Genomic DNA, 2,236 nt, shown 5'->3' on the forward strand with positions numbered 1-2,236 from the left:
GGGACGCCGGACTCGATGACGCGATCCTGGTTGCGGCCCGCCAACTGCTGGACGAAGTCGGCTACGCGCGCGTGACGATGGATGCGACGGCCGCCCGGGCAGGCACCTCGAAGGCCGCGATCTACCGCCGGTACCAGTCCAAGGCCGAACTGTTGTTCGCTGCGGGAGTACACGGTTCAGCGCCGGTCCCGCCGGCCGACACGGGATCGCTGCGGGGCGACCTGTTCGCCCTCGGGCAGCGGATCCGTTCGGACATGTCGACGCCGGCCGCACGCGAGGTCGCCCCGCACGTCGTCGCCGAGATCAGCCGCGCACCGAACGTCGCTGACCGCCTACGCAGCGTGTTCGTCGCGACCGAACGAGCTGAGATAGACGCCATCCTCGACCGCGCCGTGCGGCGCGGCGAACTTTGCGCGCCGCCGAACACCGCTACCGTGCATCGAATGCTCGGTGGCGCAATGTTCTTCACGATCATGGTGATAGCCGAGCCGATCGACGATGCCGAACTCGGCCGAGTCGTCGACGTGCTGGCGGCCGGACTGGGCGTGGCTGACCGCTCGGCGGCACACGATATCTAGACTCTGGCCGGTGGCCGCCATTCCCGTCATCGCGCTCACCGGGTACCTCGGCGCCGGCAAAACCACCCTGCTCAACCACGTGCTGCGGGCCCCGGGCGCCCGGATCGGGGTGATCATCAACGATTTCGGCGAGCTGAACGTGGACGCCGGACTGGTCACCGGCCAGGTCGACGAACCGGCGTCCATCACCGGTGGCTGCATCTGTTGTCTGCCCGAGGACGGTGGGTTGGACGAGGCGCTGGCCAAGCTCGCCGACCCCCGCCTGGACCTGGACGCCATCATCGTCGAAGCCAGCGGGTTGGCCGACCCGGTGGCGATATCGAGGATCATCCGGTTCAGTGAGGTCGAACGGGTCCGACCGGGCGGCGTCGTCGACGTGATCGATGCCGCGACCCACTTCGACACCGTCGATCGGGGCGGTCCACCGCTGGCCCGATACGGCGCGGCGTCGCTGGTGGTGGTCAACAAACTCGACCGGATCGACGAGACGCACCGCGCCGCAGCGCTGCGCCGGATCGAGCAGCGGGTGCGTGAACGCAACCCGGAGGCACACATCGTCGGCGCCATCGGCGGGCGGGTGGACCCCGCCCTGCTCTACGACGTGTCGGGTTCAGAAGACCTGGGACAGCTGAGCTTTCGTGAGTTGCTCACCGACATCGAGGACCCGTCGGCGCACGCCGATCAGCACGAGCACGTACACGCCGCCTCGGTGACCACGACCAGCTCGGGGACGGTCGACCCCGGCGCGGTGCTCAGCCTGTGCGAGCAGCCACCGCCAGGCGTCTACCGGCTCAAGGGCACCGTGGCGGTGCGCTACCGGGATCGGGTGCGCAGCTACGTGATCAACGTGGTCGGCACCGCCATTCATGTCACCACCGCGCGGGCGACAGCGCCAGGAAACGTGCTGGTGGCCATCGGGACCGGGTTCGACGTCGAGGCCGCGCGCGTCCGGATGGCGTCGGCGCTGGGCAGCCACGACGGCCCGGCGCCGACCGTCGGCGTGCGTCGACTGCAGCGCTATCGACGGCTCAGTCTCTGATCCCGGGTCGGGAGTCGATAGCGTATTGCCCCGGTGAACACATTGATCGACTTCGACCGCGCCGTCGTCGTCGCCATCCCGGTGCGCGCCGGGTTCGGTGAGGTTGGCGACCGCGAGTGCATGCTGATCGAGGGGCCCCAGGGCTGGGGTGAGTTCAGCCCGCCTCCGGCCGCCGACGATCGCCTCGCCGCCCGTTGGCTCACCGCCGCGACCGAACCGGGCACCGTCGGCTGGCCCGACCCGGTACGCGGCCGGATTCCGGTCGCGATCGGAGTCCCGCCGGTCGATGCGGCCCAGGCCGCCGCACTGGTGGCCGAATCTGGGTGCCACACCGCCGAGATCTGGGTGGGCGCCCCCGGTAGCACGCTCGCCGAAGACATCGCCCGGGTCGAAGCGGTGCGCGACGCGCTCGGCGCCGACGGGCAGATCCGGTGTGCCGCGATCGGCGCCTGGGATGTGCGCACCGCGGCCGATCTGATTCCTGCACTGGCCCGTGCTGCCGGTGACCTGCAATACGTGGAACAGCCCTGCGGCACCCTGGCCGAACTCGCGGCGCTGCGCCGCCGGATCGACGTTCCGATCGCTGCGGATGCGGCGCTGATCCACTCCGCCGGACCGG

3 protein-coding genes are annotated in these 2,236 nt (G+C 70.3%); all 3 read left to right on the forward strand.

Going from position 1 to position 2,236, the window contains the following annotated elements; all coding sequences use genetic code 11:
• Positions 1–578 (forward strand): TetR/AcrR family transcriptional regulator (locus tag ACN269_RS34780; RefSeq protein ID WP_421477588.1); only part of this gene is annotated, 578 nt, incomplete at its 5' end.
• A gap of 10 nt (positions 579–588) precedes the next feature.
• Positions 589–1,617 (forward strand): CobW family GTP-binding protein, encoded by a 1,029-nt coding sequence (locus ACN269_RS34785; protein ID WP_421477590.1) that lies wholly within the window; start codon positions 589–591, stop codon positions 1,615–1,617.
• A gap of 33 nt (positions 1,618–1,650) precedes the next feature.
• The coding region (locus ACN269_RS34790) for an enolase C-terminal domain-like protein (protein WP_421477592.1) at positions 1,651–2,236 on the forward strand (586 nt) is incomplete at its 3' end.

It is taken from the genome of Micromonospora sp. WMMD736 (genome assembly GCF_049179015.1).
Classification (GTDB): Bacteria; Actinomycetota; Actinomycetes; order Mycobacteriales; family Micromonosporaceae; genus Micromonospora.